Origin of the sequence: Paremcibacter congregatus (assembly GCF_006385135.1) — a bacterium.
GTDB lineage: Bacteria > Pseudomonadota > Alphaproteobacteria > Sphingomonadales > Emcibacteraceae > Paremcibacter > Paremcibacter congregatus.
This window is the reverse complement of the sequence record NZ_CP041025.1, coordinates 73,868-98,542: the sequence shown is the minus strand read 5'-3', so window position 1 is coordinate 98,542 and position 24,675 is coordinate 73,868. Positions and strand designations below refer to the sequence as shown.

General features: G+C 55.2%; 27 protein-coding genes. 16 read left to right on the top strand and 11 right to left on the bottom strand.

What is annotated here, in order from left to right:
• Positions 1–183 precede the first annotated feature (183 nt).
• Together cysD and cysC are read left to right on the top strand one after the other, a co-directional pair.
• On the top strand, positions 184–984 hold the full coding sequence (cysD, locus tag FIV45_RS00460) for a sulfate adenylyltransferase subunit CysD (protein WP_204602259.1): 801 nt from the start codon (positions 184–186) through the stop codon (positions 982–984).
• Between the two features lie 15 nt (positions 985–999).
• A complete protein-coding gene (gene cysC, locus FIV45_RS00455; RefSeq protein WP_099473906.1) occupies positions 1,000–2,904 on the top strand; it encodes an adenylyl-sulfate kinase in 1,905 nt (634 codons plus the stop codon).
• 31 nt (positions 2,905–2,935) lie between these two features.
• On the opposite strand, the gene FIV45_RS00450 is transcribed toward cysC, so the two are convergent.
• Complete coding sequence (locus FIV45_RS00450; RefSeq protein WP_165777046.1) at positions 2,936–3,568, bottom strand: thiamine phosphate synthase; 633 nt, start codon at positions 3,566–3,568, stop codon at positions 2,936–2,938.
• 28 nt (positions 3,569–3,596) lie between these two features.
• On the opposite strand from FIV45_RS00450, the gene FIV45_RS00445 reads away from it, so the two are divergent.
• A complete protein-coding gene (locus tag FIV45_RS00445; RefSeq protein WP_099473910.1) occupies positions 3,597–4,262 on the top strand; it encodes a YggS family pyridoxal phosphate-dependent enzyme in 666 nt (221 codons plus the stop codon).
• A 114-nt stretch (positions 4,263–4,376) separates the two neighbouring features.
• Here FIV45_RS00445 and FIV45_RS00440 read toward each other — a convergent pair whose 3' ends face one another.
• The 6 genes from FIV45_RS00440 to pspA all read right to left on the bottom strand — a co-directional run bounded on the left by FIV45_RS00440 (position 4,377) and on the right by pspA (position 6,963).
• Complete coding sequence (locus tag FIV45_RS00440; RefSeq protein ID WP_099473912.1) at positions 4,377–4,943, bottom strand: L,D-transpeptidase family protein; 567 nt, start codon at positions 4,941–4,943, stop codon at positions 4,377–4,379.
• A 12-nt stretch (positions 4,944–4,955) separates the two neighbouring features.
• The gene (locus FIV45_RS00435) at positions 4,956–5,228 is read right to left on the bottom strand and encodes a hypothetical protein (protein ID WP_099473914.1); all 273 of its coding nucleotides are present in this window, start codon (positions 5,226–5,228) and stop codon (positions 4,956–4,958) included.
• Positions 5,229–5,267: 39 nt separating this feature from the next.
• Positions 5,268–5,504, bottom strand: coding sequence for a PspC domain-containing protein (locus FIV45_RS00430; RefSeq protein ID WP_099473916.1), 237 nt, complete (start codon positions 5,502–5,504; stop codon positions 5,268–5,270).
• 60 nt (positions 5,505–5,564) lie between these two features.
• Entirely contained in the window at positions 5,565–5,972 is a 408-nt protein-coding gene (pspC, locus tag FIV45_RS00425) for an envelope stress response membrane protein PspC (RefSeq protein ID WP_099473918.1), read from the bottom strand.
• Positions 5,969–6,184, bottom strand: a complete 216-nt coding sequence (pspB, locus tag FIV45_RS00420; RefSeq protein ID WP_099473919.1) for an envelope stress response membrane protein PspB — start codon at positions 6,182–6,184, stop codon at positions 5,969–5,971. Before pspB ends, pspC begins: the two co-directional genes overlap by 4 nt.
• A gap of 83 nt (positions 6,185–6,267) precedes the next feature.
• On the bottom strand, positions 6,268–6,963 hold the full coding sequence (gene pspA / locus FIV45_RS00415) for a phage shock protein PspA (RefSeq protein WP_099473921.1): 696 nt from the start codon (positions 6,961–6,963) through the stop codon (positions 6,268–6,270).
• A 194-nt stretch (positions 6,964–7,157) separates the two neighbouring features.
• Between pspA and pspF the strand changes: the two genes are divergently transcribed.
• The 4 genes from pspF to FIV45_RS00395 all read left to right on the top strand — a co-directional run bounded on the left by pspF (position 7,158) and on the right by FIV45_RS00395 (position 11,565).
• Positions 7,158–8,213 (top strand): phage shock protein operon transcriptional activator, encoded by a 1,056-nt coding sequence (gene pspF, locus FIV45_RS00410; protein ID WP_099473922.1) that lies wholly within the window; start codon positions 7,158–7,160, stop codon positions 8,211–8,213.
• Between the two features lie 164 nt (positions 8,214–8,377).
• Positions 8,378–9,238, top strand: coding sequence for a PepSY domain-containing protein (locus tag FIV45_RS00405; RefSeq protein ID WP_099473923.1), 861 nt, complete (start codon positions 8,378–8,380; stop codon positions 9,236–9,238).
• Between the two features lie 2 nt (positions 9,239–9,240).
• Positions 9,241–9,918 (top strand): winged helix-turn-helix domain-containing protein, encoded by a 678-nt coding sequence (locus FIV45_RS00400; RefSeq protein WP_099473925.1) that lies wholly within the window; start codon positions 9,241–9,243, stop codon positions 9,916–9,918.
• 3 nt (positions 9,919–9,921) lie between these two features.
• Positions 9,922–11,565, top strand: coding sequence for a sensor histidine kinase (locus tag FIV45_RS00395; RefSeq protein ID WP_099473927.1), 1,644 nt, complete (start codon positions 9,922–9,924; stop codon positions 11,563–11,565).
• Here FIV45_RS00395 and FIV45_RS00390 read toward each other — a convergent pair.
• Together FIV45_RS00390 and ribA are read right to left on the bottom strand one after the other, a co-directional pair.
• Positions 11,527–12,750, bottom strand: coding sequence for a multidrug effflux MFS transporter (locus FIV45_RS00390; protein ID WP_099473928.1), 1,224 nt, complete (start codon positions 12,748–12,750; stop codon positions 11,527–11,529). The genes FIV45_RS00395 and FIV45_RS00390 overlap by 39 nt on opposite strands.
• Positions 12,751–12,790: 40 nt before the next feature.
• A complete protein-coding gene (ribA, locus tag FIV45_RS00385; RefSeq protein ID WP_099473930.1) occupies positions 12,791–13,951 on the bottom strand; it encodes a GTP cyclohydrolase II in 1,161 nt (386 codons plus the stop codon).
• A 110-nt stretch (positions 13,952–14,061) separates the two neighbouring features.
• Here ribA and FIV45_RS00380 point away from each other — a divergent pair, with 110 nt between their 5' ends.
• Positions 14,062–14,751 (top strand): response regulator transcription factor, encoded by a 690-nt coding sequence (locus FIV45_RS00380; protein WP_099473932.1) that lies wholly within the window; start codon positions 14,062–14,064, stop codon positions 14,749–14,751.
• Positions 14,752–14,846: 95 nt separating this feature from the next.
• Entirely contained in the window at positions 14,847–15,383 is a 537-nt protein-coding gene (locus FIV45_RS00375; protein WP_099473934.1) for a 6-pyruvoyl trahydropterin synthase family protein, read from the top strand.
• Positions 15,384–15,397: 14 nt separating this feature from the next.
• Here the strand turns inward: FIV45_RS00375 and FIV45_RS00370 are convergent, their stop codons facing one another.
• Positions 15,398–16,210 carry a substrate-binding periplasmic protein gene (locus FIV45_RS00370; protein ID WP_165777047.1) on the bottom strand — a complete coding sequence of 271 codons (813 nt, stop codon included), beginning with the start codon at positions 16,208–16,210 and terminating at the stop codon, positions 15,398–15,400.
• A gap of 591 nt (positions 16,211–16,801) precedes the next feature.
• Here FIV45_RS00370 and FIV45_RS00365 point away from each other — a divergent pair.
• The 3 genes from FIV45_RS00365 to FIV45_RS00355 all read left to right on the top strand — a co-directional run bounded on the left by FIV45_RS00365 (position 16,802) and on the right by FIV45_RS00355 (position 18,625).
• Positions 16,802–17,311, top strand: a complete 510-nt coding sequence (locus tag FIV45_RS00365; RefSeq protein ID WP_165777048.1) for a CHRD domain-containing protein — start codon at positions 16,802–16,804, stop codon at positions 17,309–17,311.
• A gap of 172 nt (positions 17,312–17,483) precedes the next feature.
• On the top strand, positions 17,484–18,260 hold the full coding sequence (locus FIV45_RS00360; RefSeq protein WP_099473938.1) for an SDR family NAD(P)-dependent oxidoreductase: 777 nt from the start codon (positions 17,484–17,486) through the stop codon (positions 18,258–18,260).
• Positions 18,257–18,625, top strand: a complete 369-nt coding sequence (locus FIV45_RS00355; protein WP_099473940.1) for a dihydroneopterin aldolase — start codon at positions 18,257–18,259, stop codon at positions 18,623–18,625. The genes FIV45_RS00360 and FIV45_RS00355 overlap by 4 nt, the downstream gene beginning before the upstream one ends.
• Here FIV45_RS00355 and FIV45_RS00350 read toward each other — a convergent pair.
• Entirely contained in the window at positions 18,622–19,860 is a 1,239-nt protein-coding gene (locus FIV45_RS00350; RefSeq protein ID WP_099473942.1) for a UbiH/UbiF/VisC/COQ6 family ubiquinone biosynthesis hydroxylase, read from the bottom strand. The two genes, FIV45_RS00355 and FIV45_RS00350, sit on opposite strands and share 4 nt — an antisense overlap.
• Positions 19,861–20,127: 267 nt before the next feature.
• Here FIV45_RS00350 and FIV45_RS00345 point away from each other — a divergent pair, with 267 nt between their 5' ends.
• The 4 genes from FIV45_RS00345 to FIV45_RS00330 all read left to right on the top strand — a co-directional run bounded on the left by FIV45_RS00345 (position 20,128) and on the right by FIV45_RS00330 (position 24,669).
• Positions 20,128–20,466, top strand: coding sequence for a P-II family nitrogen regulator (locus tag FIV45_RS00345; RefSeq protein WP_099473943.1), 339 nt, complete (start codon positions 20,128–20,130; stop codon positions 20,464–20,466).
• 10 nt (positions 20,467–20,476) lie between these two features.
• Complete coding sequence (locus tag FIV45_RS00340; protein ID WP_204844776.1) at positions 20,477–21,802, top strand: ammonium transporter family protein; 1,326 nt, start codon at positions 20,477–20,479, stop codon at positions 21,800–21,802.
• A gap of 255 nt (positions 21,803–22,057) precedes the next feature.
• Positions 22,058–23,281 carry an ammonium transporter gene (locus tag FIV45_RS00335; RefSeq protein WP_099473947.1) on the top strand — a complete coding sequence of 408 codons (1,224 nt, stop codon included), beginning with the start codon at positions 22,058–22,060 and terminating at the stop codon, positions 23,279–23,281.
• A gap of 176 nt (positions 23,282–23,457) precedes the next feature.
• A complete protein-coding gene (locus FIV45_RS00330; RefSeq protein WP_204602264.1) occupies positions 23,458–24,669 on the top strand; it encodes an aminotransferase class I/II-fold pyridoxal phosphate-dependent enzyme in 1,212 nt (403 codons plus the stop codon).
• Positions 24,670–24,675: the final 6 nt, after the last annotated feature.

Sequence of the window (24,675 nt, the reverse complement as noted above, 5' to 3'; positions counted from 1 at the left end):
ACTTGTTTTGTGTATTATAAATTATTTTATACTTTTTAAATGTATTATATTGATGTTTTGCTCAGAAACGACTATGTGTTGTGTGGAATTGAAGAATCAAATCCTCCCCCTGGGATGGAAACAGTGCTAGACTGGGCGTCCTTACCGCCCCTACACACAGGAAGAGCATAAGAGAATAGTGCAATGACGATGTCACATTTGGATGAACTGGAAGCCGAGAGCATTTATATCCTGCGGGAAGCTTTCAACAGATTGGGTAAGATCGGCCTGTTGTGGTCATTGGGCAAGGACAGTAATGTCATGCTGTGGCTGGCCCGCAAGGCGTTCTTCGGCAAGGTGCCTTTTCCGGCCATGCATGTGGATACCGGCAAGAAATTCAAGGAAATGTATGATTTCCGCGATCAGTATGCCGACGAGTGGGGCCTGAACTTTATGCGCGGCGAATGCCCGCCCTTAAGCGAGATTGACCCGAGCCTGCCGCCGGCCACCCGCGCCGCCGCCCGCAAGACAGAAGGCCTGAAACGGTTCCTCGCCGAGCATAAATTTGACGGCGTCATCGCCGGCATCCGCCGCGACGAAGAAGCCCTGCGCGCCAAGGAACGGGTGTTCAGCCCGCGCCAGACCACCGGCGAATGGGACTTCCGCGACCAGCCGCCGGAATTCTGGAATCAGTATAACACCAGCTTCCCGCCGAATGTGCATGTGCGTATCCATCCGCTGCTGCATTGGACGGAAGTGGACATCTGGAAATATACCCTGCGCGAAGGCATTCCGGTAATCCCGCTCTATTTCGCCAAAAATGGCAAGCGCTATCGCTCGCTCGGCGATGAGGATATCACCAATCCGGTCGACAGCGACGCCACCACCATCCCGGAAATCATCCGCGAACTTGAAACCACAACGGTTTCCGAACGGTCCGGCCGGGCGATGGATCATGAAGCCGAAGACAGTTTTGAACGGCTGCGCGCCAATGGCTATATGTAAGAGTTGAGTGAAAAAATGACCGAATACACCGAAGCGCAGCAGCGCGATCTGCTGAAAATCGTCATCGTGGGCCATGTGGATCACGGCAAATCAACCCTGGTGGGCCGTCTGTTCCATGACACCGGCTCCCTGCCAGACGGCAAACTGGAAGCCATTCAGGCCATGTGCGATCAACGGGGTCTCCCGTTTGAATATGCCTTTCTGATGGACGCCATGCAGGCCGAACGCGATCAGGGCATCACCATCGACACCTCGCAAATCTGGTTCAATACCGACCAGCGCGACTATGTCATCATTGATGCCCCTGGCCATACGGAATTCCTCAAGAATATGATCACTGGTGCCGCCTCCTCTGAGGCCGCCGTACTCGTGATTGACGCCGGCGAAGGCGTGCAGGAACAATCCCGCAAGCATGGCTATCTGTTGCATCTGCTTGGCGTCAAACAGATCGCCATCGCCGTCAACAAAATGGACATGATCGATTATGATCAGGCGAAGTTCGACGCCATCGAGACAGAATATCGCGCTTACCTGACCTCCATCGGAGTGACGCCGACCTATCTTATTCCGGTTTCCGCCCGCGAAGGCGATAATATCGCCAGCCGTTCCGCCAATATGGACTGGTATCAGGGGCCGACCCTGGTCGAAGCGCTGGACAGTTTCGAGGACACCTCCCTGCCGGTGGATGCGCCGTTGCGCTTTCCCATCCAGGACGTTTATAAATTTGACGAACGCCGCATTCTCGCGGGGCGAATCGAAAGCGGCACTCTGAAGGTCGGTGACGAATTGCTCTTCTCGCCGTCCAACAAGAAGGCGCGCATCAAATCCATCGAAGCCTGGTCCGTGCCGGAACAGCCGACATCGGCCTCCGCCGGGGCCTCCATTGGCATCACGCTCGATCACCAGCTGTTTATCGAACGCGGCGAACTGGCGAGCCATGTGGCGACCCCGCCATTGGAAACCGACGTTTTCACCGCCCGGCTGTTTTGGCTGGCGAAAGATCCCCTGACCGTTGGTAAGTGTTACACCATGAAACTGCATACCGGCGAATGTCAGGTCGAGGTGCAGGAAATCCGCACCGTAATCAACACCGACACCCTGTCCGAAGGCGCCGGAAGCGAACTGCAACGCAACAGTATTGGCGAAGTGGTGCTGCGGGCCCGCAAGATGCTGGCGCTCGACGGGTATGACGATGTCGCCGCCACCGGCCGTTTTGTATTGATCGACAATTACAATATCGCCGCCGGCGGGGTAATCAACATGACCGGGTACGCCGACCAGCGCGACCTGATCACCCAGAAATCCGAGAATATCACCCGCGTCAGTCATGACGTCACCGAAGAGGCCCGCGCGGCCCGCAACGGTCATATCGGCGGCGTGCTGTGGTTCACAGGCCTGAGTGGGTCCGGCAAATCAACGCTGGCGGTGCTGGTGGAAAAACGCCTGTTCCAGAAAGGCTATCAGTCATACGTGCTCGACGGCGACAATGTCCGTCACGGCCTGAACGCCAATCTGGGCTTCAGTCCCGAGGACCGGGCCGAGAATATCCGTCGCATCGGTGAAGTGGCGGGCCTGTTCAGCCGCGCCGGCATGGTGGCGATCACCTCCTTCATCTCGCCCTACCGGTCTGATCGGGATCGGGCGCGCACCGCAGTTGGCAGTAATTTCCACGAAATCTATATCAAGGCCGACGTGGCCGCCTGCGAAGGCCGTGACCCGAAGGGGCTCTATAAAAAAGCCCGCAGCGGCGAGATTGCCGAATTTACCGGCGTTTCCGCGCCGTATGAAGCACCGGAAAACCCACAATTGGTCGTTGATACGGTCAGTCAGGACATCGAAACCTGTGTCGATCAGATCGTCGATTACATTGAGGAACATTTGTCCCTCAGCCGCAGCAAAAGCCTGGATTTCTCGATTTAAAGTTCAGAGAACCTCCAAGGCTGAACGAGGGTTAAGCCACACCAAAACCCCGAATCGCTGCTATGCCCGCCACTCCCGTGCCACGGAGCTGGCGGGCATTCTTTTTTGTAATCCCCCCCAGGGCATAAACCGGCAAAGACGAGGCCGCCACCAGCGGTTTCAGCCCCGCCACTCCTAAAGTCGTCTGAGGCGCCTTGAAAGTTTCCGGGTGGCTCTGCGTGGGGAAGGTCGGGGCCGCCAGCAGCGCATCTATCGGCAATCCGCCCGCCCGTGCGGCCGCCGCAGAATCGTGACAGGCTGCAGTAATCAGATAATCAGGACATTGCCGACGCAGATCACCCGCCCGCGCCATCGCGACCTCCGGCAAATGCACACCGTCCGCCATCAGTGTCTCCGCCAGATCCCGGTCACCCGCCACCAGAAACCGCACCCCTTTGTCGCGGCAAAGTTGTCTCAGATGATATCCCAGGTCCGCCCGATGCGGATGATCATAATCGCGAAAGATCACCGCCGCATCCCGGGGCAGGGCGGCGATCACCGCCGCGGGGTCCGGCACTGCGGTTGCATCGGTGATGAAGAAAGCCACCGGCATGTCCTGCGGCCCGCCATAATCCTGATTGAGGCGCCGGGCAATGTCTGATAATGTCGCGTCTTGATCTTGCATAACCGCAGCATAAACCAGGACACAGACCTTGACCAGCAAACTTGAAGCCGTAGAAAACAATATCCGCCGCGCCGCCGCAGAAGCCGGGCGACCCGCGACGGACATTACCCTGGTTGCCGTCTCCAAAACCAAACCAAATGACGTCATTACGCCAGTATTGGCCGCCGGACACCGGACCTTCGGCGAGAATAAAGTCCAGGAAGCGGCCCAAAAATGGCCAATATTGCGTGAAAGCTATCCCGATATCGACCTGCATCTGATCGGCCCCCTGCAAAGCAACAAGGTGCGTCAGGCGATCCAGATTTTCGAGGTCATAGAGACCGTCGACCGTCCGAAACTCGCCCGCGCCATCGCCCGCATCAGTGCCGAGGAAGGACGTCACCCGCGCTGTTATATTCAGGTCAATGTGGGCCAGGAAGAACAGAAGGCCGGCATCCTGCCGCAAAAAGCCGATGATTTTATCCGCCTGTGCCGGGATGAGCTCAAACTGCCTCTTGAAGGTCTGATGTGCATTCCGCCGGCCGGACAAGACCCGACGCCCTATTTTACTTTATTGAAAGAGATAGCCGACCGTAACGGGCTGAACAAACTGTCGATGGGCATGAGCGGCGATTTTGAAACCGCCATTCGTTGCGGCGCCACGTCTGTCCGGGTCGGCACCGCCCTGTTCGGTGACCGCCCGCCACTGGGATAACGAACAGCCTCTTTCGTAAAAAAAATACCCGGCGCCTTCCTTGGGAAGGGCCGGGAGTTGGAAGATATCAGACAGGTTGGCTGTTAAACGCAACTTGCATGATGGTCGAAATTCTTAATGCGTCACCACTTTTAAAGTTGTCTCAGGCGATAATATGGGCAAAATTTCCAGAAGGTCCTCTTTTGCTACGGCGATACAGCCCTCGGTCCCCTTCAAGGTGCCCCCTTCGTCTTCTCGGGCCACATGCAGAAAGATGGCGCTGCCTTTGCCCTGCTCCACCGGATCATCATTATGGCCAAGAACCACAATCACGTCATAGACATCATCTTCCCGCCACAAGCGTTCGGCGCTGGCATGATAGGGCAACATCACCTGGGTGTTATAGGCCTCATCCTCGGGATCGTCGCACCAGCCGTCTTCCTCCATCAGGGCCAGCATCGGCATCCTGCTATAAATAGGCTTAGACAACTTATCATATCGGTAAAAAACCGAGCGCAGGGGAAATTCTCCCTCCGGTGTTTTCATATCCCCTTCCTGCTTAATGCGGGTGATCCCTTGTTTTCCCAGGGCGCAGGGAAACGTGCGATCTCCTATTTTCAGGGTTCCCCGGGCCGGATTGTCATCCGCCGGGATAACGATAATCTTTGTATCCAGATGTGCCACTGTTCTGTCCTCTGTCATCCTATGACCGCCCTAAAGTCGGTTAATCTCATCTGCGAGATTACGTTTTTTGTCCGTTGCAATGCGTTCCAGCACCCGAATGCGTTCTTCCATGGCATCAATCTTTTCGAGATAGGGCGCAAGGCTTGATTTCGTCGCGTAATCCCCAAGCCCCATATCATCCATGAATTTGTCCATCATATCCCCGGACTGCCCCCCTGGTTTCTTGCGTTCGATAAAGCTTTTCAGCACCCCCGCAACCATCACCACCATTACAATCAGCACCACCATTTCAAAGGGATTCATTCTTCTGTCCTCTAAATCATTTTCTTATTATATCGTCAATCAAGCGCCGTAAAGGCCGTTGGGGTTATCATCAAGCAGCACGCTGACCAGCAGATAACCCAGAATAACAATCGGTCCCGTGGCAAGTACCGCTATGATGCCCAGAATACGCAGGATCAGAGGGTTAATCCCGAGATAGTCCCCCAGGCCGGAGAAGATCCCGCAGATCTTGCCCTGACGGCTGTTCTTGTAAAATTTACGGTCCCGGTGTGTTTCAGATTTCCGATAGTCTCGCATATTATGATTCCTTCTCGTCTTGTCTTGATCTTGGGGCGGATATCCCGATCGATTTCCGCGTTACTTCTTTTCCAGGTCTTCAAATTCTTTATGAAGACGGTATTCCTTGGACGTGACCCGGGCCTCGGCGGCGCGCAGGCGGCGCTCTATTTCCCGGAATTTATGCCGGACGTCCCGGATGGTATTTTTCGGCTGGGTCCGGACCCCTTTCCAGAATTCATCTTCCTTCTGGCTTTCAAAAAGATCTTTCGGTTTTGGATCAACCAACCAGCACATCAGGCAGTAGGCGATCACGACAACGCCGCTGGCGGGGGAGATCAGACCCAGGATGGTGACAATCCGGATAATGGTGGCGTCGATCCCGGTATAATCGGCAATCCCGGCGCAAACGCCACAGACTTTGCCATTCTTTTTATCCAGATAAATCTTGTTATAACGGGGCGGTTCATTGTGAGGATGGGCGTTCATTTCTCGTCCCTCCAGTCTGGAGACTCCGTATCCAGGATACGCTCGATATTCTGGATACGGCCTTCAATACGTTCCGCGCTGTCCCAGAGTTCGGTGAGGATTTTCTCATCCTCTGATGTCAGGGTCTTCGACTGCTTCCACTTGGTTGTATAATGAAAAATAATCAACAGCGGTGCAACAATGACCATAAATAAAATACCGAGAGTTTCCATGTCCTCAAACCTTTCTTAAATCGGCTAAATCCCCCGTAGGGTCTTTTTGTGGTGAGCCGCCAAAGCGGCCCCCGTTTATTGTTTTACTTCTTCGCAGCCGGTTTGCTGTCAGAGGATTTGGCTTTTGCCATTTTCGCTTTCAGCGCCGCCAGATCATCGGCAACCTTCTGTTGGCCTTCGAGATCGGCGAACTCATCACTCAGGGATTTTTCCCGACCCAGTTCAGAGGCTTCGACCCGACTTTCCGTATCATCAACACGTTTTTCCATCTGTGTAAAGCGGACCATGACGTCGCCAATCCGGTTATCATACAGTTTCTGCCGTACTTTAAGCTGACTTGTCGCACTCTGTTGACGTTCGACCAGGGACCGCTGCTTCTGCTTGGCTTCCTTGATCTTGGCTTCCAGACTGATGATGTCGCTCTCATATTTGGTCAGAGCTTCTTCCAGAGGTCCTCGCTCGTCTTCGAGACCGGCGGCCAGTTCCGCCAGTTTGGATCGTTCGATCAAAGCCGCATTGGCCAGATCTTCCCGGTTTTTATTAAGCGCCAGTTCCGCCTTGGCGTACCAATCGTCCTGGGCTTCCTGCAACCGCACCATGTTGCGTTCCAGCTCTTTCCGGTCCGCAATAACACGGGCGGCGGAGGAGCGGACCTCAACGAGGGTGTCTTCCATTTCCTGTACCATCATCCGGATCATTTTGGCGGGATCTTCCGCCTTGTCCAGGATGTGGTTGATGTTTGAATTAACAATGTCAGTGAGGCGTGTAAAAATGCCCATAATCTTTCTCCGTTTTAATCCCGCACCCCTCTCGTGGTACTCGCTTACCTACATTGCACAACCCGTGCCAGTTTTTAAAAGAATCATCAAGATATTGATTTCATTTGACTATTCAGGAAAAGTTCATTTTTCTTGCCTAATGTTATTTTGAACTTTACACTATTTTTTAACAATATTTTTAAAAGAGTGACAAAATGCGCCTAAATGCCCCTCAGGATCAAACCATCATTGGTGAAAGTCCGCATTTTCTTGAAATCATGGACCAATGCAGCCGCGCCGCCAAGCATGACCGGCCGGTGCTGGTGATCGGCGAACGCGGCACCGGCAAGGAACTGATCGCGGCCCGGCTGCATTTTCTCTCGCCGCGCTGGGAAAAAGGATTTGTCCAGGTCAATTGCGCGGCCCTGCCCGACAATTTGCTGGAATCGGAACTGTTCGGCCATGAGGCCGGGGCCTTCACCGGCGCCAATGCCAAACGGATTGGTCGTTTCGAAGAAGCCCATCAGGGCACCCTGTTTCTGGACGAAATCGCCACCACCTCGCAATCGGCCCAGGAAAAACTGCTGCGGGTCACCGAATATGGCACCTTTCAGCGCATCGGCAGCAACAGGACGTTGGAAACCGATGTGCGGCTGATCGGGGCCACCAATATTGATCTGCCCGCCGCCGCCGACCGCGGTGAATTTCGCCATGACCTGCTCGACCGGCTGGCGCTTGACGTGATCACGCTGCCGCCCCTGCGCCATCGCCGCGAGGATATTTTGCTGCTCGCCTTTCAATTCGGCCAGCGGGTGGCCCAGGAACTGGAATGGATGAGCTTCCCTGGCTTTTCCGACGAAATGACCGACGCCCTGATGCAACATGACTGGCCAGGCAATATCCGTGAACTGAAGAATGTCATTGAACGCGCGGTCTATCACGCCGAAGATGAATTTTCGCCGATCAATGTGCTGGAAATCGACCCCTTCAAATCCCCTTTCCGCCCCGGCGCGCCGGCAACGCCCGCCGCCGCGAACCCGCCATCCTCTGCCCCGGATGGCCCGAAGGCGATAGAGCCCCCGACCCGGACGGAAAATATCCTGTTTGATGGCAAACCGCTGGATTACACCGAAACCATCGCAACGCTGGAGCGCAAACTTCTGGTCGATGCGCTCGAGAGCAACAGGCATAACCAGCGCGACACCGCCAAATTCCTCAATCTCACCTATCACCAGCTGCGCCATCAACTGAAAAAGCATGAACTGCTGTAACGTTCCCGGAATTAAAGGCAACATGAATGAGGACATAAAACGTCGAACCACAACGACTTAACGCGCCTCCCGACCAACATTAACTTTTTTTAATCCGGGCCAAAGGTTCCTTTCACATGCCCCTTCTATGGTAAAGCCTCTTGAACATACATGAGGAGAAAACCGTGATACTTCCGAAACTTGCGACAGGGCTCAGTGTAGTCCTGCTTTTTTCCACCACCGCCCTGATTACAGAGGCCCGGGAAGAAACAAAAAAATCCGACAAGAAAATTGAACGCATCATCAAAGAGGGAGATGGAAACTGTCGAACCATCACCATTTATCAAAACCACAGCGACAGAATAGATTTTACAAATATCGTCTCCCTTGAGGCGGCCATGGCGGCGGCGGAAAAGCACGCCCAGGGCAAAGCCTTTGACGTGCGCCTGCTGACCCATGGCGTGCCACGCTATCAGGTGCGGGTCGCCACCGAGGAAGGCGTCAGATATCTTCAGGTCGCCGCCGATACCGGCAAGGTGATCCTCCCCCGAATTAAAAAAGACAGCCGCATTTATGACGCCTTGCGCGGTCAGGGTAACGACAAGCTGAAAATGGACCTGAAAGAGGCCATGAAACAGGCGCAACAGAAAGTTAAAGGCCGGATCATCAGCGCCAACCTGCACGATGAACCCGGTAATATGGCCTATAGTATTGTGATTGAAAGCGAAAAAGACGATCTTAAAAACATTTTGATCAGCGGCAGCACCGGAAAAATTCTTGCCATCCGCAATCACCATGGCATGATGGGTTTTGATATGGAGGACATGCCTATTCCACCGGTACCCCCCGTTCATCCGGAACGATTGAAAGGACCACATATGCAACGCTGGCTCAGCAGAACAAGCGGTCATGATGGTGATGACTTTGCCTTCGACTTCAGCGACGTCGATCGCGAAATCGAATATGCCATTGAAATGCAGCATGAAGGTCGACGCGGTGAATTCGAAATCATCCGGGAATTCAGCCCCCTAGAGGAGTGCCAGTAACCTTGCATCTGCTCCTGATAGAAGACGAACGTGAAGTGGCCGACTTTATCCAGAAAGGTCTGGAAGAAGTCGGTCATCAGGTCTGCACCATGCACAATGGCCGCGACGGCCTTGCTCAGGCGATCTCCAGCGATTTTGACGTGCTCATCATTGACCGCATGCTGCCCGAACTGGATGGCCTGAGCATCGTCAAGGCCCTGCGCGCCAGCGGCGACCCGACGCCGGTTCTGTTCCTCAGCGCTCTTGGGCAGGTCGATGAACGGGTGCGCGGCCTGAAAGCCGGTGGCGATGATTATCTCACCAAGCCTTTCGCTTTTAGCGAACTTCTCGCCCGCCTTGACGCCCTGAGCCGGCGACCGCCCGGCCGGGAGGCGGAGGTCACCGAACTGGTTCTTGCCGATCTGCGCGTGGATCTTTTGCGCCACAAGGTTTACCGCAACGACGCGGAAATTCCGCTGCAGGGTAAAGAATTCAATCTTCTTGAACAATTGATGCGCCATCCCGGTCGGGTGATGACCCGCACCATGCTGCTGGAAAATGTCTGGGGTTATCATTTCGATACGCGCACCAATGTCATTGATGTGCATATGAGTAATCTGCGTAAGAAAATAGACAGCCGGGGCCTGCCCGCCCTGCTGCATACCGTGCGCGGCGCCGGGTATAAAATTGAGGCCCTCTGAATTATGAAACAGGGATATTTTTTGCTCACCAGTTATATCGGACGTTTGGTTCTGCTCTATGGTCTTGCGGTCATTCTGGCGCTGGGCGCCTTGCTGTATTTCCGGGACAATATTGCTCATTTGCAAATCAACAGCTTTGCCAAACCGTTGGTCAACCGGGAAATCGGCGCCTTCAAATCCCTGTTCAAGGAAGACGGCCTCTCCGCCCTGATCGACCGGCTGGAAGAACATCAGAACAGTCAGGATCAGGGGTTCCGTTATGCGCTGATCGACCGGGGGAAATTGATCTCCGGCAATATGAATCTGTTCGCCCCGGAACGGGTGGTCATCAGTCCAGGACCCCTTTCGCCGGTGCCTCCCATGCCGACAGAAGCCGTTCCGCCCCCCGAAGATCTGGACCCGGATTATTCTGTGATACAAAAAGTACGGCCGTTCCGGGAAGACTTGCGGGAAAGGGAAGTTCATATTCTGCGCGAAAAGAGTCTGGAAAAAAGCCTAAAAAAATGGCCTGAAACCCGCGAAAAAAAGAACCGTCATATTGAATATCCCCTCCTCACCCTTCCCGATATCGAAAGCGAACGTCAATGGGAATGGCACACAGAAGGAGAAGACGACCCCGAGATGATGTTTGATTTCATTCAGCACGATAATCTTCTTCAGGAAAATTTTCAGCTGATTGAAAGCCTGTCTCTTGATCCCGGTCTTATTCTTATTGCCGCCTTCGACACCCGCGCCATGGAAAATCCGGGCATTTTCCTGAACAGGCTTTTGATCGGACTCTGTCTGCTGATCGTCGCCGGATTCATCACCACCATGATCATTGGCTGGAAGATCCACCACCGCCTGACCGGCATCAACCAAACGGCCGCCGATATCCTGCTACATAACGACCTGAGTCGCCGAATTCCCGAGGGCCGGGGCCGCAGCGAATTCGACCAGCTGAGCCATAACCTCAACCAGATGCTCGGGGGGATAGAACAAAAACTCGACGACATGCGTCACCTGAGCAACAACATTGCCCACGATCTGCGCACCCCCCTGACCCTGCTGCGCCATCGCCTGGAAAAACTGGGCCCCACCCCCGGCGACAAGGAACAGGCCCTGCAGCAAATGGATCGCATCCTCGATTCTTTTAACGCCATCCTGAGAATCAGCAACCTGGAATCCGGCGCGGTGCCCCTGGATCGGGAAAACATAGAACTGCACGGCATGTTGCAGGATATCTGTGATCTCTATCTGCCTCTGGCGCAGAAAAAGCACCAGACCCTGCAACATCATCAGGATAACTACCTGATCTATGGCGACCGTAATCTATTGTTTCAGGTTTTCGCCAACCTGATTGACAATGCGGTGAAATATACCCCGGACGGCGGTAAAATCATCCTGTCCGCCGAACGCAAGAATCACTGTCTTGAAATCTACATTGAAGACAGCGGGCCGGGCATCCCCGAGGCCGCGCAGCAGAAAATGCTGACCCGCTTTGCCCGCCTCGACAGCAGCCGCACCACAGAAGGTAACGGTTTGGGTCTCAGCCTGGTCAAGGCCATCATTGATGCCCATCAGGGAGAAATCAACCTGAGCAACCGCGAGTCCGGATTGCGGGTGACGTTACGCTTTCCCGTCCGCGGCGGCGGGGGCCTTGCGTGATGCCAACAGCCGGTAACTTGTCACCGCAATCAAACTCGATATCAGCATCATCGTCGCCATCGGCTGAACACTTTCACTGTGCAACAGCCCCAATGTCGCCCCGAGCAACGCCCCGATAACAAACTGACTGGTGCCCAGTATCGCTGTCGCCGAACCGCTGTTCTCCTCGAAATCTTCAAGGAAGCAGGCCATGCTGTTGGGCATGGTGATGCCCGACACCCCGACCGCCAGCATAACCATCGGCACCACAAGATAGAAACTTTTCGGGTCAATGAAAGGCACCTCAAACATCTGCCCCGTCCACAGCAAAAGATTGGCCACAAGCTGAATCGTCACACCCGCCCCGATCAATTGATGGGGTGTAAAGGTTTTCAGCAGAATCGGATTCAGCCGGTTAAAAAACATCATGGTCAGAATATTGGCCCCGAACAGAATCGAAAACAGATCCGGCGACGCCCCGAGATAGGTGATATAGGCAAAAGAAGACCCGGTGAGAAAAATAAACATTACCCCGGAACTGAAGGTCTGGGTCACCATATAACCCACCGCCTTACGGTGCGTCAGAACGCTTTTATAGCTGGCCCAAACCTTGTCGAGACGCAATTTATCGGACAGGGCGCTTTTGCGTTCCGGCAGGGCAAAAAATATAATCGCGCCGCTAAACAGGGCATAGGCGCCGAGGAAGGCAAAAATCATCCGCCAGTCAGACAGTTTCAGCAACAAAGCCCCCACCGCCGGCGCCACCAGAGGCGCCAACATCATCACCACCCCGATCAGGGCGTACATTCGCGCCGCTTCCTTGCCGGTAAAACGATCCCGCACCACGGATGGTGCAATCACGGTAATAAAACCGCCGCCGAAGGCCTGCAGGAAGCGCGCGGCGATCACGGTTTCAATATTCGGGGCGAAAATAATCAGAACGGTCGCCAGAAAGAAGATCATGACCCCCGGGCCCCCGACCCGGCGACGCCCGAAGTGATCCGACAACGGCCCGCCAACCAACTGCCCCATGGCATAGCCAAAGAAGAAAGTCCCGACCGTTATTTCCACCATGCCATTGGTTGTCGAAAAATAAGCCGCCATCGCCGGCATGCCCGGCAGATAGGTGTCGATGGAAAACGGCGTCAGGGCAACAAGGGCCGCGAGAAAGAACGCCAGTACCCGGGGGGATAAATCAGGTCTCATGTGAAATTCAATACAGTTAAAAGTGTTACAAAATAAATAGTTACGGCAAGAGATGGCCGGATCGTTTTTTCTTGGTCTTTAAATAATGGTCATTATGGGCATTGGATGGAAAGGCATGCTTCACCCGTTCGGTGACCGTCACGCCGCAGGCTTCCAAGCCTTCTACTTTTAGGGGATTATTAGTGAGAAGCCGCACTTTGTCAAAGCCCATGATCTTCAGCATCTGCGCCGCCGGGCCAAAAATACGTTCATCCGACTGAAACCCGAGCCGTTCGTTGGCGTCGACCGTATCAAACCCCTGGTCCTGCAGCTGGTAGGCCCGCAGTTTATTGATCAGACCGATCCCGCGGCCTTCCTGCGCCAGATAAAGCAACACCCCGCCGCCCTGGTCCTGCATATGACGAATCGCCCCGTTCAACTGTTCACCGCAGTCGCATTTCAGGGATCCCAGAAGATCGCCCGTGAAACATTCCGAATGAATGCGGGTCAATACCGGATCATGCCGGTTGGGGTCGCCGATCAGCAACGCAAAATGTTCCGTGCCGCCGTCGTCAGGACGAAAGGCCACCATGGTGGTCTGTTCCGCCCCCGCCAGCGGCACCTTGGCCGCCGTAATCTGCCGCAAGGCCGCCGCGTCGCTCTGATCATAGGACATGATATCCTTGGCCGCCACCGACAACAGACCGCGCGCCGCCGCCCATCCGGGCGCGTCCGGGACGTCAAATGACGCCGAAAACAATGCGGCTGGCAACAAACGTGCCAGTTTACACAGTTTCAGTCCCGCTTCATGCATCGGTTCCGCCCCCGTGGGCGCCACATGAAAGGGGCCAAGCAGGGGCCGCATCAGGTCATCATCGGGATCGGCCATGGATTGTATCACCCGGGCCTGACTGTCCCCCGCCATAATCTCCGGCAACAGGACCAGCGCCACATCGCCACTGCGGGGCAGAACATGCAGGATATTGGCCCGATTATAAGTCAGTCCGACCACAGGCTCGCCATCAGCAAGACTCCGCAAACCGTCTATCCAGTCCTCCTGAAGCAATTCCGCCGATTGCACCACAACCGCCCGCTGCTGATCCCACGCCAACACCGGTCGCCCGCGCCGCAATTCGCTTGCCGCCCGTTCCACGGTCACAATTGTGTGATCAAACAGGGTTTTTCCTCCCCTATCTGTTGCAGTCTTTGGGCTGATCGCCATATTAGGGTCCATATAACAGGATACTCATTGATCAAAACACTTAACTCTCATCCTTTAAGTGCTAATATGATATATATAGTGCGCTAAGGTCAAAAAAAACAGGATTAATCATGGATCAAAGCTATAAACTTTTACTGATTGACGATGACGCGCTTCTGCGCGGGACTTTGGCGGAACAACTCGCCTTCCATGAAGAGTTCTCAACCCAGGAAGCCAGTTGCGGCATGGATGGCCTGAAAGCCGCGAAAGAAGGCAAATATAATTTGATTCTACTGGATGTGGGGCTGCCCGATCTGGATGGCCGCGAGGTTTGCCGCATGATGCGCAAAGCCGGCATCAAAACCCCGATCATCATGCTGACCGGCAATGACAGCGACAGCGACACCATCCTCGGCCTTGACGCCGGGGCCAATGATTATGTCACCAAACCGTTCAAATTCGGCATCCTGCTGGCCCGGATCCGGGCCCAGTTACGCCAGCACGCCATGAGCGAGGACGCCTCTTTTGTCATCGGCCCCTACGATTTCAAACCGGGCGAAAAACAACTCACCCACCGGGAAAGCGGTGACGTGATCCGCCTGACGGAAAAGGAAACCGCGATTTTGAAATTCCTCAAGCGGTCCGACGGTAATCCGGTTAGTCGCGATATCTTGCTGGATGAGGTTTGGGGATATAACGCCGGGGTGACCACCCATACGCTGGAAACCCATATTTACCGCCTGCGTCAGAAGATCGAACCCAATCCTTCCGCCGCGAGCATTCTGGTCACCGAAGCCGGGGGTTACCGGCTGGGGCGTTAAGGACCAGAAGACCCGATCATTCTGACGGCCTGGTTGCTTTACAGGATAAATAAATATTCTGGACTCAGGGGCAGCGCTCGGGTATCAAGCGGATTATGAGCTTTGAAATTTGTTTTACCCGTCGATACTGCATGGCCCATCGTTTGTTCAACATCAGGAACAGCCGGTGTTTCGTTCCCCATGGCCATAACGAATTCGTCAAGGTTTATCTGGTCTCCATCGGCAATGACACCCTCGACGGCGGCGTCAATATGATGGCCCCCTTCGCGGTATTGAAACAAGTCTGGCACCAATGGATCGACGATCATGTGGATCACAGCCTGCAGCTCTCGTCTCAGGATCCGATGCTCGACTATTTCAAAACCCGGGAGTCGGAAAATCTGGCCCACCTTATGATCACGCCCGGCGATCCCACGACAGAGGTTCTGGCGGCGCTTTTCATGTCAAAAATCAACGCGCTGATGGCCGATCAGGGTCTCGCCGTGCGCTGCCGCAAGGTCGAAATCGAAGAGACGCCGACCAATACCGTCAGCTTCAGCGGTGATGCGAAAGACGTCATCTCCGCCGCCCATTATGATGGTCCTGAGACACCCTGGTGGCAACGCCCGGACATGACGATTAACGATCTCTAGTGTAGATTTGCCGCTCACTCCCGGAACCAGAGCTCTTTACGGTTCAGGGGCGTTTTTGGTGGCAGGGTTGGGTTGTCCAGGTCGAAAATCACCAGATCCTCTATGGCCGCTTTCTTGATCAGATTGCCGTGAAATTCCATGAAAAGTCGGTCAAAGGACCCGTCCTGGATCATCATTTCAAGCCCCTGGGAGAGCGCTTCCGCCAGCGCATGATCGCCCCGCCGCACAAAAAAGTAAGACGCGCTGGGATAGCGGATCAGAAACGATGGCTCGACCATAAGCCCCGCCGCTTGATGCTGCGCCGCCTCGTCCCAGATCTCAATCAGGGAACGGGGGAAATAATCGATGCGCTTTTGTGCCAGCATGCGAAACAGAGAGCCATAGGTCGAACTGCCATAAACCGAAAACCCATTGGCCTGCAGGATCTGTTTGTCGGGCCAATCGTGAACCTGCCCCGCCACGCGCTGCTTGAGAGACGCCAGGTCTTTGATCTGGTTAAAGCGCACCGCCTGGCTCTCATGAATAAGAAACAACCGCCAGCTGATCAGGCCTTTATAAATCGGGATGCGGATCGGCAATAACTTGGCCTCCCGGGCGACGGAGGTCATCGACCACATCACATCGATACCCTGCGCCTCCTCCAGTTGGCGCAAGGCCCGCCCTTGTAGCATACTCACCCCAGAGGCGCGCGCCCGATAGTGTGCCCCCGACCTCGCCAAAGCCTCTTCCAGCAGACGCACCGGGTAGAAAGCCTGCGCCTGGGTGTTCAGTTCCGCCAACGGATAGATGATCACCCGCGGTTCTCCCGCCTGAGCCGCCCATGGCATCGCGCCTCCCATCAGCAAAAGAAGCCCCCAACGCCGGACGGCAAGCCATAAATACCATTGGCCCCGCAAATCTTTTCGCCGGAAGTGTACACAGGATCGGATAATATTTATTGGGCCATTTACAAAAGTTTGGAACATTATTCTCAACAACCATTACGGAAACAGAAAAAAGAAAGAACTGATGCACCTCATGGAGACAGCCCCTCTTTTTAAAGACTACTCCAGAGCGCCTTAACAAACCATATAATTTCCCGCCACTCTGTGCCTCACGCCTGATACCAGAGTTTTTTGCGCCAGCGGGGTTTCCGGCTGTCAGAATTCTTTACACTTCTATATTCTGCCTGGCCTTTCACCCAACCCATTGCAACTGAAGTAAATATTCAATTCTGCATTAACCAATACTCTTTTCCAGAAGTGTAAGCGGCTCAATACTGTCGAAAATCTTTACAGTTTGCAGCCCTGTTTCCTGCACGATTATTCTAAGTTACTGATTAAACGTAACGAAATAATGTGGCACACTTTATGCATGTGACAAATGAATCTATTACACCATTAGATAAAAGGCATTCCCGCCAGAAAGAAGTCATGATCATGAGAAAACCTATTTCCTTCCTGCTCGGCGCTCTGGCGTTGCTTCTGTCCCATAGCGCACATGCCACGGTTATTCCCTGGACCGCCGCCCTGGACGGCCTTCAAGAAGTCCCTGGTTCTGGCAGCCCGGCAACCGGCTCCGCTACAGGGACATTGAACGACATCACCGGAGATTTCACCTGGAATATTATGTGGGCCAACCTCACAGGACCGGCAGTGGCAATGCATATACACAATGCCCCGGCCGGCATTAACGGCGGCGTTGTGATTAACGTCGGCGGCATCAGTGGACTGACCTCGCCTTCTATCGGGGCCACGACGCTGAATGCTTTCCTCATGGATGAATTCAAAGCCAACCGCTTCTATATCAATATTCACACCGCCACTCATCCGGGGGGAGAAATACGCGGTCAGGTCATCGCTGCTGCGCCTGTTGCGGAACCCGCCACGCTGGGCCTTATAGGCCTGGGTCTCGCCGGACTGCTCCTCGGACGCCGCCGCCGGGCCTAAAGCACCCGCCTGCAACGCGGTAAGAATGACCCGTTCCTCTTTATGTTGCTTTGCTGCAGCTCGACCTCGAGGAAGTGTTGCCTGACTTTCCTCTGGCTCCCTGCTTTACCCGCCCATTCAAATGGTTTAGATATAAACATCAAAATCATTTTTACGGCTGGGAATTTATTTTATGCATCAGAGCGTGCTGGTCACCGGGGCGGCGAAACGGACGGGGAAAGTGATTGCCCAATTCCTGGCGGCGCAGGGGTATCACATCATCCTGCATTGCCACCGCTCAAAACATGACGCCGAGGATACCCTGCGGGAAATTACCGCACAGGGGGGCAGCGGCAACATCGTCATCTGCGATCTCGGCGATTATGATGCGGTGGAAACGATGATCACCACGCTCGGCGCACAAACCCCGCCCCTGCGACATATCATCAATAACGCTTCCCTGTTCGAGGACGATAGCCTTCTGAATTTCACCGAACAAAGTTTCCAGCGCCATATGGATGTCAACTGCCGAAGCATTCTTCAGCTGTCCCGTGGGCTGCACCGTCTGATTCCCGACGGGGAGGAAGGCTCCATCTGCACGGTTATAGATAACAAGATCTTCGCCATGAACGCCGACTTCTTCAGCTATACCATCAGCAAATACGCCCTGTCCGGCGCGACCGAAGCCATGGCTCTGGCCTTGGCGCCCCGGTTGCGGGTCAATGGCATTGCCCCCGGCCTGATGCTGCTCAGCGGCGATCAGTCAGAAGAGAATTTCGCTCTCTCCCGCAAAATGAACCCCCGTCAGAAACCGACCGAGGTCACAGATATCGCCCGTACGGCCCTGTATCTGATCCAGACCGAAAGCCTCAATGGCGCCATCATTCCCGTCGACAGCGGCCAACGTCTGATGAGCGGCGATCGCGACATCGCCCGCCTGGCCGCCGATATCCTGAAGGAAACACCATGACCGCCTTTACCGTCACCCGCCAGGAAATCATCCTGAAAGAATTCAGACACCCGGTCAGCATAGGCATTCATGACCACGAAAGGCGCGCGCCCCAGAACATCCTGTTCACCGTCACCATCGGACTGGATCAGGAAATTCCCGGAGACGATATCCGTCATACACTGGATTATGATTTTCTACGCCGGGAGATCGCCGCGCTTACCGACGGACGGCATTTCAACCTGCAGGAAACACTGGCTCAGGAAATCCTGCAGATCTGTTTTAAGCAGAATGAGGTAACTTTCGCCCGGGTGGCGCTCGCCAAACCGGATGTCTACCCCGATTGCGTGTCGGTTGGCTATACGGTTGAAGCCCGCCGCGCCTAGAGCAGCTCACCCCGCAGTAATTTCGGCAACTTGCCAACCGTGCCCCGGGCATGACGCATAAAGAATTTCTTCACCCCCGGCAGTTCGCCGACAATCTCCAGCCCCAGACGCCGGGCGTCCCGCACCAGTGGCAGATCATTGGAAAACAGACGGGTCAGACCATCCATACCCAGCGCTAGAACGGTGTTGTCGGCCCGCCGCCAGCGCGCATAGCGTTCCAGGGTGAATTCCGACCCGAGATCGCCCCCCAGCCGTTTGGCGTCAACCAAAACCTCCACCAGCACCGCAATATCACGCAAGCCAAGGTTAAACCCCTGCCCGGCAATCGGATGAATGCCGTGGGCCGCATCGCCGATCAGGCAAAAACGGTCCGCCAGATACTCATCGGCCAGTTGCGAGGAAAGAGGGTAGGACCAACGCTGGCCCAGATGATGAACCTCGCCGAGGAAGTCCCCAAATTTCTTTTTCAATTCGGCATCATAAGCCGCATCGGACAACCCCATGATTGTCTCGGCCAGATCCGGAGGTTCGCACCAGACGATTGAGGATCTCTTGTCCGGCAAAGGCAGGATCGCGAATGGTCCGCTCGGATAAAACCGTTCATGAGCGCACCCCCCATGGTCCTTTTCATGGGCAACAGTGGTCACCAGCGCCGTCTGCTGATAATCCCATTTACGCACCTGAATACCATGGGCGACCCGCAGGGGAGACTGGCGGCCTTCGGCGGACACCAGCAAGGCGGCCGTAATATCCTGGCCACTCTCCAGACTAACCCGGCAATGGCCCGGTGTCTTGGCGGTATCGGTAATTTTATCCGGCGCGAACAGGGTGACCTGCGGCGTATCGCGCATGGCCTCATGCAGACCGCGTCGCAAATGCCGCACCTCCACCATCTGCCCAAGCGGCCCGTCCCCCAGTTCCCTTTCATCAAAATGCAGAAAGGCCGGGGCGTGACCGTCGGTGATATGAATGTCATGAATTGGCTGGGCCTGCCCCCCGACCCGGTCCCAAAGACCCAATGTCTTCAACATAATATACGGGGCATAGGAAATCGCATAGGACCGGCCATCGAAGTCATCACTGAGCGTTGCGGCAATATCGCTGCTATCGATCAGAGCCACTTTCAGTCCCTGTTGACCCAATGCCACCGCCAAAGTCAGCCCCACAACGCCGGCACCGGAAATGATCACGTCATAACGTTCGGCTGCTTTTTCGCTCTTGGGGGCTTGGGGCATAGGTAAAGGCTCTCGTTCAATAAGTTATTTGTTCACGCCTATTTTTACTCTTCCGGCCCCCATCCGGCAAATAAAAAGAAATGATTAATTTTTATTCATTTTCATAAAAAGATTAAAATTAAGGCATAAATAAGGTGTTTCTTTCAACCCGTTTTCAACATGATTTTCTATTTTTCATTTATTTTCAATGCCTTGATTGATTATTTCCATCTTGGCACGAGTCTTGAAAAGAGAAGGTTATTGTAACGCAAGATTAAGGAAAACCCTATGAAAATGATAACGGCAATCATCAAGCCTTTCAAACTCGATGAAGTGCGTGAGGCATTGAATGATGTGGGCATTAATGGCCTGACGGTCAGCGAAGTCAAAGGCTATGGCCGACAAAAGGGCCATTCGGAAATTTATCGCGGCGCAGAATATGAAGTCGCCTTCGTGCCGAAGGTCCGGCTGGAACTGGCCGTTAAGGACAATATGGTCGAAGCCGTGCGGGAGGCTTTGCGTCACGCGGCTTACTGCGGTGATTTCGGTGATGGCAAGATTTTCGAAATGGACCTGGAACAGGCCACGCGCATTCGCACCGGTGAAATGGGTGAGGAAGCCCTTTAGGAGAAGTATGATGTTTAACACAAAAAAAATAACACTTGTCGGTCTGATGACCGGCCTGATCACGGGCGGGGCTATTCTGCCGGCCCAGGCGGCGGTGGACTCGGAAGTCGCCTTTATTCTCAACAGTCTGCTGTTCCTGATCGGCGGATTTCTCGTCATGTGGATGGCGGCGGGTTTTTGCATGCTCGAAGCCGGCCTGGTGCGCACCAAAAATGTCGCCACCATGTGCCTGAAAAACATCAGCCTCTATGCCATCGCCGGGATTTTGTATTTCCTGATCGGGTATAACCTGATGTATTCAGGCGTTGACGGCGGCTTTATTGGTTCCCTGTCGCTCTGGAGCGCAAGCGAAACCGCCGCGCAGGAAGCCGTCAAACTTGACGGTGGGTACGCCTCGGCATCCGACTGGTTTTTCCAGATGGTGTTTGTCGCCACCGCGGCCTCCATCGTTTCCGGCACCCTGGCCGAACGGATCAAACTGTTTCCCTTTCTGGCTTTTGTTGTTGTCCTCACCGGATTCATTTACCCCATTCAGGGGGCCTGGACATGGGGCGCCGGATGGTTGAGTGCTGCCGGTTTCTCTGACTTTGCCGGTTCCACCATCGTACATTCCGTCGGGGGCTGGGCGGCGCTGACCGGGGCCATTATTCTCGGCGCCCGTCAGGGCAAATACAGCCCGACCGGCCAGGTGCGCCCGATACCCGGCTCCTCGCTGACCCTTGCGACCCTCGGGACCTTCATCCTGTGGCTCGGCTGGTTCGGCTTTAACGGGGCCTCACAGCTGGCGCTGGGCAGCGCCATTGATGCCGTGGCCGTTTCGCAGATCTTCGCCAACACCAACATGGCCGCCGCCGGGGGCGTTGTCGCCGCTCTGGCGCTGACCAAACTGCTTTATAAGAAAGTCGATCTGACCATGGTCCTCAACGGCGCTCTGGCCGGGCTGGTATCCATCACCGCCGAACCATTGACGCCGACCATCGGACAGGCGATCCTGATCGGCGCCGTCGGCGGCGCTCTGGTGGTCTTTACCGTGCCGTTGCTCGACAAGTTCAAGATCGACGATGTGGTCGGGGCAATCCCGGTTCATCTGATCTGTGGTATCTGGGGAACCCTGGCGGTGCCGCTGACCAATGACGGGGCGTCTTTCGTGACCCAGGTGATGGGGGTTGCCGCCATCGGCGCCTTCGTCGCCGCGACAAGTATCGTGATGTGGATGCTGCTCAAATATACCGTCGGCATCCGGGTCAGCGCAGAAGACGAAAGCCGCGGCGGCGATCTGGCGGAACTGGGCATGGAAGCCTATCCAGAGTTCGGCCACGGATCGCAAAAGATTTAACGGCCCGGGCCCGACGGCCCGCCGCTCCCTTTTTATATCCCTTCCGCCTTTTGGCGGAGGGGACTTTCTGCTTATTATTTGTGCGCCCGCCTGTCCAGCAGGCGGACAATGATTAAAAAATGATCAATTCAGGTTGCTTTCAGGCCACCTGTTCTCCAAAACATCGCGGAAAACCGGTCCTCTGCGGGTTTGGCATGCTTCTTGAGTATATCTTAGCCCAAGACGTAAAAACGCCAGATAACAGAGGAGGAAATGATGGACGCCCTGAAAAGTGGTTCAGATGTATTTTTTGTATTGATCGGGGCCATTCTGGTTTTCGCCATGCATGCGGGCTTTGCCTTTCTTGAAGTCGGCACCGTGCGCAAGAAAAACCAGGTCAATGCGCTGGTCAAGATCATCACCGACTTTGCCGTCTCGACACTCGCCTATTTCTTTATTGGCTATACGGTAGCTTACGGCGTCAGCTTCCTCGGCAGCGCCCGGGACATCAGCGGCGGCGCTGAAGGATTCGCCGCCAACGGCTTTACCCTGGTCAAATTCTTCTTTTTGATGACGTTTGCCGCCGCCGTTCCGGCAATCATATCCGGCGGCATCGCCGAACGGGCGAAATTCAACCCGCAACTGATCGCGACCGCCCTGTTTGTCGGTCTGGTTTATCCTTTCTTCGAAGGCATGGTCTGGGGCGATCGCCTCGGTTTTCAGGCGGGCATGACGAATCTGTTCGGAGCGCCTTTTCATGACTTTGCCGGCTCGATCGTGGTTCACGCCATGGGCGGCTGGCTGGCGCTCGGGGCGGTTATTCTGCTCGGCGCGCGTCATGGACATTACAAGCCCAACGGCGCCGTGGTTGGCATTCCCCCGTCAAATATCCCGTTTCTCGCCCTGGGGTCATGGATTCTGTGCATCGGCTGGTTCGGCTTCAATGTCATGAGCGCCCAGGACGTGGCGGGGGCCAGCGGCCTGGTGGCGGTCAACAGCCTGCTGGCCATGGTCGGGGGCATTCTGTCGGCCTTTATCGTCGGCCGCAATGATCCGGGCTTTGTTCATAACGGGGCGCTGGCCGGTCTGGTCGCGATCTGCGCCGGATCAGATATCATGCATCCCCTCGGGGCACTGGTCACCGGCGCAATTGCCGGGGTAATCTTCGTCAAGGCTTACCTCTATACCCAGAACAAGTTGAAAATTGATGATGTACTCGGCGTCTGGCCCTTGCATGGCCTATGCGGCCTTTGGGGCGGTATCGCCGCGGGTATCTTCGGGCTGGAAAGCCTCTGGGGGCTCGGCGGCGTGAGCATCGCCGCGCAGGTAACCGGGTCGCTTCTGGGCGCCACCATCGGCGGTCTGTTCGGGTTTATCATCTACGGTGGCCTGAAAAAATGGGTCGGCATCCGGCTGAGCCAGGAAGATGAATTTACCGGCGCGGACCTGTCAATTCATAAAATTTCCGCCTATCCGGAAGATGATTACGGCCCCCGGTAACCGGACCGGGTCACCGCCGGACTGCGGTTTTGTTCCCCTTGTTGTGCGGCTCGTCCTGCAGAACAGGTAACTCCAAGGCGATCCTCATTGCAGGATCGTCTTTTTTTTTGGTTTTCCACCGGCTTCACGCTATAAAGATGCCTCGTTTATTCTCTAGGCTATTAAGGTCCCCCGCCGTGAATTTTACCCGTTTTCAGTCTCTGCCTCCTTACCCTTTTCCGCGCATGCGGGCCCTGCTTGAAGGGCTCACCCCGGATGACACCAGCGCTGCACTCAATCTGTCCGTTGGCGAACCGCAACATGCCGTGCCGGATTTTGTGACCGAAATCCTCACCCGGGAACAGGCCAGTTACAATAAATATCCCCCGGTGCAAGGTACAGACGCCTGGCAGACGGCCGTGGCCGCCTGGCTCACCCGGCGCAATAATCTGGCCCCCGGGCAGGTGACAGCGGCCCATCTGGTGCCCTTGGCCGGCAGCCGTGAAGGGTTGTTTTCCATCGGCCTGGTGGCCATCAACCGCCAAAAGCAAGGCCAGGTGCCCCTGGTTCTGAGTCCCAATCCTTTTTATCAGCCCTATGCCGGCGCGGCGGCGGCGGCCGGGGCCGAAACCCTGTATGTCGCCGGCAGTGACGCCACCGGCGGCATGCCGGATTATGCCGCCCTGCCAAAAGAAACCCTGCAGCGCACCGCCCTCGCCTTCATCTGCAATCCATCCAATCCGGAAGGCGCTCTGGCGTCCCGCGCTTATTTGAAACAGATGCTGACGCTGGCGCGGGAATATGACTTTATTCTGGTGGGGGATGAATGCTATTCTGAAATCTATCATGATCAGCCGCCGGTGGGGCTCATGGATGTCTGCGGCGAAATGGCTGCAGACGGATCTGGAACCCCGGCCAATCCCTTTGATCATGCCGTGGTGTTCAATTCTCTGTCCAAACGCTCCAATCTCGCCGGATTGCGATCAGGGTTTATGGCCGGGGACCCGCGCGTTGTCGCCGAGACAATCCGCATGCGCAGTTATGGCGGCGCTCCCCTTCCGCTGCCGATTCAGGCGGCCTCCGCCGCCGCCTGGGAGGAAGAAGAACATGTGATCCATAACCGGGCGCTATACCGCCGTAAATTTGACCTGGCGGAGCAGTATTTGGGAGATAAATTCAACTTTCAGCGGCCCGGCGGCGGCTTTTGCGTCTGGCTGAATGTCGGCGACGGGGAAGCCGCCTGCCGCACCTTGTGGCGGAAAGCGGGCATCAAAGTTCTGCCCGGGGCCTATCTCGCCCGTCCTGATGCCGCGGGTCATAACCCGGGAACGCCCTATATTCGCCTTGTTTTAGTGCATGATGATGCCCTATTGGAAGCGACGCTTGAGAAGATCGCAAATACATTGTAAAACTAA